This is a genomic window from Micromonospora sp. (genome assembly GCF_048594385.1).
GTDB lineage: Bacteria > Actinomycetota > Actinomycetes > Mycobacteriales > Micromonosporaceae > Micromonospora > Micromonospora wenchangensis.
In genome coordinates this window covers 1-3722 of sequence record NZ_JBMDWU010000444.1, presented here as the reverse complement: position 1 = coordinate 3722, position 3722 = coordinate 1, and the positions used below count along the sequence as shown (strand labels likewise).

General features: G+C 72.1%; 4 protein-coding genes and 1 pseudogene. All 5 read right to left on the bottom strand.

Going from position 1 to position 3722, the window contains the following annotated elements:
- A pseudogene (locus ACOJTC_RS24480) lies at positions 1 to 438 on the bottom strand (hypothetical protein); the annotation flags it as partial.
- Positions 431 to 1117, bottom strand: coding sequence for a dienelactone hydrolase family protein (locus tag ACOJTC_RS24475; protein WP_420118650.1), 687 nt, complete (start codon positions 1115 to 1117; stop codon positions 431 to 433). The pseudogene ACOJTC_RS24480 and the gene ACOJTC_RS24475, both read right to left, overlap by 8 nt.
- Before the next feature lie 215 nt (positions 1118 to 1332).
- Positions 1333 to 1824, bottom strand: coding sequence for an LppU/SCO3897 family protein (locus ACOJTC_RS24470; RefSeq protein ID WP_420118649.1), 492 nt, complete (start codon positions 1822 to 1824; stop codon positions 1333 to 1335).
- A gap of 108 nt (positions 1825 to 1932) precedes the next feature.
- Positions 1933 to 2988 carry an HAAS signaling domain-containing protein gene (locus tag ACOJTC_RS24465; RefSeq protein WP_420118648.1) on the bottom strand — a complete coding sequence of 352 codons (1056 nt, stop codon included), beginning with the start codon at positions 2986 to 2988 and terminating at the stop codon, positions 1933 to 1935.
- Positions 2985 to 3317, bottom strand: coding sequence for a PadR family transcriptional regulator (locus ACOJTC_RS24460; protein ID WP_420118647.1), 333 nt, complete (start codon positions 3315 to 3317; stop codon positions 2985 to 2987). The genes ACOJTC_RS24465 and ACOJTC_RS24460 overlap by 4 nt, the downstream gene beginning before the upstream one ends.
- Between the last annotated feature and the right edge of the window lie 405 nt (positions 3318 to 3722).

Below are 3722 nucleotides of genomic sequence, written 5' to 3'. Positions count from 1 at the left end.
GACGCCGGTGCGGGCGCGGCCGTGGTCGGCGGCGAGGCTTGTCGGCTGGTGGGCCAGCCCCGCCCGGTGCTGGGCGGCGAAGAGCACGTGGCCGGAGCGGTCACGGGTGAAGCCCCGGCGGGACCGGTTGCCGCCGGGCGCGGCCGGGGCCAGGCCGAGGATCCCGATCCGGGGTTCGGACACCGGGCCGGGCGGGGTGGCCGGCGGGCCCGCGCCGCCGCGCCCGGTGCGGTTGTCCGGGGCGCCGAAGCCGGGCACCGGGCGGCCCCAGTAGTCCTGGTCGCGGAACGCGGCCCGCTTGGTCCGGGCGACCTCCTCCCGCCAGTCGACCAGGCGCGGGCAGGCGAAACAGTCGCTGACCGCCGCGTCGAGGTCGGCCAGGTCGGTCGCCCGCGCGGCGCGGGCGACCACCTCGGCGGGGGTACGGGACTCAGCCAAGCTTGGCCCGGAAGAGTTCGAGGGTACGGGCCCAGGCGGTGGCGGCGGCCCGCTGGTCGAAGTTCTCCGGCCGGTCCTCGTTGAAGAACGCGTGCGCGGTGCCCGGGTAGTCGTACGTCTGGCAGGTGCCGCCGGCGTTCTCCACGGCCCGGCGCACGGTCTGTACGCCGTCGGCGGCGGACAGGCCGTCGGCCTCGGAGCAGTGCACGACGGCCGCCTTGCCCGCGTAGTCGGTCCACTCGGTGGGCATCCCGTCCCACGGCAGCCGGGGGTAGAAGGCGGCGGTGGCGACGATCCGCTCGGCCCGGGTGGCCGCCCACAACGCCAGGCTGGCCCCGGCGCAGAAGCCGGCGCAGCCCACCTTGCCGGTCACCTCGGCCCGACCGGCGAGGTATTCCGCCGCCACGGCGATGTCGGCCGCCGCCTCGTCCATCTGGACGCTGTTGAGCATCTGCCGGGGCTCGCTCGGCTTGCTGGCGGGCTGGCCGTGCCGGAAGTCGGGGGCCAGCGCGACGAAGCCGGCGTCGGCGAACCGGTCCACCACCGAACGAATGTGCGGGACGAGGCCCCACCAGTCCTGGATGACGATGACCGCCGGGCTGGCCGTGCCGCTGGACGGTATCGCGAGATACCCCTCGCCGGTCCCCGCGTCGCGGCGGTAACGCACCATCTCGCCCATCGGCCCGTCCTCCTGTCGGTCAGTCATCGTTGGCTGGTCGCAGGGCGTTCCTACGTGTCGGTAGCCTGCCACGCCGTACGCGTGCCGGGAAGATGCCGGAACAGTGGCATATACCTCCCGTTCACCAAACGGTGGAGTGCAACACGCCGACGGCGGCGCGGGATTCCCGCGCCGCCGTCGGCGGATCGTCGTACCGGGCCGTCAGGCCCTGCCGGTCAGGCCATCTTGGTCAGGCAGAGCAGGTAGCCCTTGCCGCCCGGGGCGATGTTGTAGAAGACGTAGCCGTCCTCACCCTCCTTGATGTACTGCTCGCACGCCTTGCCGGTCTTGGCCTGCGCCTCGGTCTGCTCCTCGACCCGGCCGACCACGTTGTAGACGGCCTCGGTCGAGGTGCACTTCACCACCTTGGCGTCGCTGACCGACTTCTCCTGCGTGCCGGTCACCTCCGGCAGCTCGGCGATGCAGTCGCCGGCCTTCGCCTCGGCCGTCTCGTCGGGGTTGAGGAAGTTGCCGATGGCGCTGGCGACGCCGAACTTCAGCGCCGCGATCACCAGGAAGGCGACGATCGCGCCGATGATGCCGAGCGCCTTCTTCGCGCCGCCACCCTTCGGCTCCTCCGGCTGCGCGGCGGTGGCCGGGTTCACCGGTTCGGGCTGGCCCACCTGCTCTGCCTGCGGCGCGGGGGACGATGCGACCTGCTCTGACACTGAATTTCCTTCCGAGGGGTGAATGAGCAGACGACAACGTAGCGACGAAGATCAGCGCGTGCTGCCCCGCCCCCATCGTCCGTTCAGCTATTTCCCAGGAACGACAGGTCAACCGGTGACGGTGGGCAGGGGTGCCCCCGCCGGCCCGGACACCGAGGGCGACGCGACCGGCACGGATCCGGTGGGCACCGGGGTGCTCGGTGCGGTGGCCGTCGGCAGAGGGGTACCCGGTGCGGTCGGCGACGGCGAGGGAGACCCGCCGGGGTCCACGCCGGACCCGGGCGGGAGCGGGGCGACGGCCGGCGGACGCGGCCGGAACGGCGCCTGCTGCGGGCAGTACGGGTAGCCGCGCTGCACCGGGTTGACGTCGGGCAGGGCGGGATCGTCGCAGGCCGGCCAGCCCAGCCGGATCGGGGTGCCGTTCTGGTCGAAGAGCCGGGCGTTCTCCACCAACCGCCCCTCGCTGTCGTAGACGTAGACGTCCTGCACCTCGTTGTACGGGTTGTCCACCGAGGTCGACTCGTAGCCGTACTCGTAACCGGAACGGGCGTGGTCGTCCACGTTCGCCACCGCGCCGATCGCGAACATCGCCAGCACCACCGAACTGGCGTGCAACGCCCAACGCCGCCAGGACCGCAGCTCAGGGGTGCGCCGACCCAACCAGACGGAGCCGTAGAGCAGGCCGGCGAACATCAGCAGGCCGACGAACTCGTTGCCGTCGAGCCGGGGCAGCAGGCCGAGCGGGCCGTCGGTGCTGATCCCGGTGAGCAGCATCGCGGCCAGATAGGCGCGGGCCACCCACCACGCCGGGCGCAACAGCCGCAGGAACTCCCCCGCCGTGGCGTGGCCGAACACGGGGCCGAACCGGCTGTCGAGCCGGTCGATCCGGGCCCGGGCCCGCCCCAGCACGGCGGCGATCCGCCGTTCCAGCACCCGCCGGCCGGCCGCCGGGTCACCCGCCCCGGCGGCGGCGCGCAGCTCCGCCGCGTACGCCTCGGGGGTGCCGAGGCGGTCGACCAGCGAACCGTCGGCCTCGGCGGCGACCTCGGCGAGGTGTTCCGGGAGGTCTTCCGTCAGCTCCTCGCGGACCTGCGGTGGCAGGTCGGCCAGTGCCGCCCGCACCCGCTCGACGTAGTCCGTTATCTCCTGCCCAGTGACGGTCATGCCGCCATCCCCCGATCGTCGAGCAGCTGGTCCATCGTCGTGGCGAACGCGCGCCAGGTCTTGCCGGAGCGGGTGAGCTGGTCACGGCCGGCGACGTTGAGCGCGTAGTACTTGCGGTGCGGGCCTGCCTCGCTCGGCACGACGTAGGTGGTGAGCAGGCCGGCGGCGAAGAGCCGGCGCAGGGTGCCGTAGACCGAGGCGTCGCCGACCTCCTCCAGCCCGGCCTCGCGCAGCCGGCGCAGGATGTCGTAGCCGTAGCCGTCGGAATCCCGCAGCACGGCGAGCACGGCCAGGTCGAGCACACCCTTGAGCAGTTGTGTGGTGTCCACGCATCACACACTACTGCGCAATGCGCACTACCGTCAACAACGCGATACCAGGCCCGAACTCCCGCCTCACCCTGCCCCCTGCTCCCGCTCCGGCCTCAGCTCCGGCTCCGGCTCCGGCTCCGGTGATCAAGAGGTTCGAGTCATCCCCGCCCAAGTTTTCGGCGCAAACCTCTTGATCACCACACCCTTGCCCCGGTGATCAAGAAGTTTGCGTCATCCCCGACGGGGTTTTCTGACGCAAACCTCTTGATCACCGGGCTCGACGTCGAGCGGGCGAGGGCGGGGAGAGGGCTGGGAGGAGAGAGGGCCGGGGGGAGGGTGTTGGTCAGGGGTCAGACGGGTTGCTGACTCCAGGCGATGCCGTCGAGGATGTCGTGTTCGGAGGCGACCACCGAGGACATCCCG